Genomic DNA, 3,061 nt, shown 5'->3' on the forward strand with positions numbered 1-3,061 from the left:
GGTTATCGTCACCCATTAAGTTTGGATAATATAATTTATTTCATGAATATATTTTTTGTTAATAATGAAAATGTCAGAGAGCTTACGCCTCAAATAATGTTAGAGGAATTCGAGGTGTACGTTTAATTTTTTAGTTTTCTAATTAAAAGGAATTTTATGTACTTATGTAGTGCCTTAGTTTCTACACACCCTATGCTGCTAATAAGGGGGGCTTAGGGATCACTTCACCGTCATGAGCGTACGATCAGCTGTGACTGAAAAAAACCATTTCTTAGTTATTATCAATACTAGCCTATGAGCCGAATATCAACCATAATCGGCTCATAATATGATCTGAATAGGGCGGTTAATCGGCTCATGTATATCTGGGAACAGCGCAACTGGCCACATTTTGAGTGGGATGAGTCCGTTCTTCGGCCAACGTTGGATGCCGTGCGGCTGCTGCAGGGCCGGGTGTTGGGTAAAACCGAGACTGTCCACGGCCTGGCCGATCTGGACGTGGAGATGGATGCGCTGATCCAGAATGCGATTCGTACCAGTGAAATCGAGGGTGAGCGCTTGGACGTTGGTTCCGTGAGGTCTTCTGTTGCCCGGCAGTTAGGCTTGGAGCAAGCCGGTGTCTCTGCCAGAACAACACCGGAATCTGAGGCGCTGGTTGAGCTATTGCTGCAATCCACGCGCCAATTGGATGAGCCGCTTACCCATGAGCGACTGTCCCTTTGGCAGTCCATGCTGTTTGTGCAAGGCCCTGGCTTGATTAGTCAGATACGTGTGGGCGAGTTGCGTGGTGATCACCCCATGCAGGTGGTCTCAGGGCGACTTGATCGGCCTACCGTCCATTTTGAAGCGCCGCCCCGTGGGCAATTGGAGGCTGAGCTGGATGCCTTTATTACTTGGTTCAACCATCCGCCTCTGGGGCTTGATAGGCTGGTTCGCGCTGGCATAACCCATCTATGGTTGATTACCTTGCATCCCTTTGATGATGGCAATGGGCGCGTTACCCGCGCGGTGACAGATCGCGCGCTTGCACAAGCAGAGCGGCAATCCGTTCGCTTCTATTCCTTGAGCGCGGCCATCATGGCGCGCCGCCACGCCTACTACGATCACCTCGAAAGCGCTCAGAAAGGCAGTCTCGATATTACGCCGTGGTTGTTGTGGTTTCTGGACACGCTGAAAGAGGCACTTGAGCAGGCGCTGTTAAGAATCGACCGTGTGTTAATGAAAACCACCTTCTGGCAGCGCCATGCCACCACCGTGCTGAATGAACGGCAAATCAAGGTGCTGAACCGCTTATTGGATACAGCGGGGGAGGAGTTTGAGCAGGGCATCAATGCCCGTAAGTACCAATCGTTGGCCAAAGTGAGTAAAGCCACCGCAACGCGGGATTTGGCCGAGCTACTGGAAAAAGGCTGTCTTTCCAAGCTTCCCGGCGGTGGGCGCAGTACACGCTATACGGTGTTACTTGGGCAAGCTCATGAAGGCACACAGTATAAATAGTGGGCTTGGTCAGTGAGGCCGTATCGCTTGCAATGAAAATCGACCTATAGCAAGTGAATGCCTTTGCCTCAAAGCACTTTGAAGGTAACTCACCCGCTGTATGCTTTACTATCTGCACCTGTTATTCACGGAGGAAGCACCCATGGCAATAGGCGGCTTGATAGGATTACTGGATGACATTGCCGCATTGGCGAAGTTGACCGCAGCATCACTGGACGATGTGAGTGCCGCCGCTGGGCGTGCGACGGCGAAGGCGGCCGGGGTGGTGGTGGATGATACGGCGGTGACGCCGCAGTATTTGCAGGGGGTGACAGCGGAGCGTGAGCTGGCGATTGTGAAGCAGATCGCGCTGGGGTCGATCCGCAATAAGCTTATCTTTATCCTGCCGGTGGCGCTGCTGCTGAATTACTTTTTGCCCGCGCTGTTGCCGATCATCCTGATGGTGGGTGGCACCTATCTGGCCTTTGAGGGCGCGGAGAAGGTCTGGCATAAGCTATCCGGTCAGCATGACGACGACAAACCAGCGGTAGAGAAGGGGCCGGAAGCCGAGAAAAAGATCGTCAGTGGTGCCGTTCGCACCGACCTGATTCTGTCTGCTGAAATTATGGTGATCGCGCTGGCTACTGTCTCCCATCAGGGGTTCTGGTCACAGATGGCGAGTCTGGTGGTGGTGGCGTTTGTTATCACGCTGCTGGTGTATGGCGTGGTGGCGCTGTTGGTCAAGATGGATGATATCGGCCTGAAGCTCGCCCAGCGGAATAATTCGGCAATTCAGACTCTGGGCCGTGGTCTGGTGACTGCGATGCCCAAAGTGCTAGCGACCATCTCGGTGGTGGGTACCGTCGCCATGCTCTGGGTGGGTGGGCATATTCTGATGGCCAACCTGGGTGCCGATGGAACGGGTTGGTTCAACGCGCCCTATGCGTGGGTACACCATGTCGAGCATGGCATTGCCGAGGCAACCGGTGCTTTGGGTGGCTTGCTGGGCTGGAGTTTCAATACGCTGTGTTCTGCGGTGATCGGCTTGCTGGTGGGCTCGGTGGTGGTGGGGGCGTTGCACCTTATGCCGACTAACAAGACACACGCCGACTAGGTGCCCGCCATCATGATCGGCACGCTCGAAGTGACAATCGAAGTGAGAAAGCTAGTGGCGGTGATGGTGGGCGAGCTAACGGCTCAGGCCATTCATTTTGGAACGAATGGCCTGAAAAGATAAGCAGTACTTTAGAGAGAATCACCGCAAACCTGCATTGGTGTTAGGGCTGATTGAATCAACCTACCTCTGCTGTTTATATCGCGCTAGTCCTATAAGCATAGCGAGCGTCATCGCTGCCATGCCGCCAATATAGGCGATAAGTGGCCAAGCGCTGCTTCCATCAAGTGCTATCACTGCCCCTGTGCCTATTACACCGACGATAAGGCTCTGAATGCAGAAGTGCAGGGCAACGGCAGTGCCTGCCATCTCGCTGAATTCATGAAGCGCACCGTTGGCTGTCACCGATGTTGTGAACACGATACCGACGTAAGCGTTCATCCTACGACGTAGTTGACCTACTTCACGTCA

Annotated in this window: 2 protein-coding genes and 1 pseudogene; 2 read left to right on the forward strand and 1 reads right to left on the reverse strand. The window is 53.4% G+C overall.

What is annotated here, in order from left to right; translation table 11 throughout:
• Positions 1 to 357: 357 nt before the first annotated feature.
• A complete protein-coding gene (locus INT21_RS10720; protein ID WP_193067428.1) occupies positions 358 to 1,497 on the forward strand; it encodes a Fic family protein in 1,140 nt (379 codons plus the stop codon).
• A gap of 142 nt (positions 1,498 to 1,639) precedes the next feature.
• Positions 1,640 to 2,590 carry a DUF808 domain-containing protein gene (locus INT21_RS10725; protein ID WP_193085178.1) on the forward strand — a complete coding sequence of 317 codons (951 nt, stop codon included), beginning with the start codon at positions 1,640 to 1,642 and terminating at the stop codon, positions 2,588 to 2,590.
• A gap of 183 nt (positions 2,591 to 2,773) precedes the next feature.
• Here the strand turns inward: INT21_RS10725 and INT21_RS10730 are convergent.
• Positions 2,774 to 3,019, reverse strand: a pseudogene (locus INT21_RS10730) (CmlA/FloR family chloramphenicol efflux MFS transporter); the annotation flags it as partial.
• Positions 3,020 to 3,061: the final 42 nt, after the last annotated feature.

Origin of the sequence: Halomonas sp. 3F2F (assembly GCF_014897805.1) — a bacterium.
In the GTDB taxonomy this organism is placed as follows: domain Bacteria; phylum Pseudomonadota; class Gammaproteobacteria; order Pseudomonadales; family Halomonadaceae; genus Vreelandella.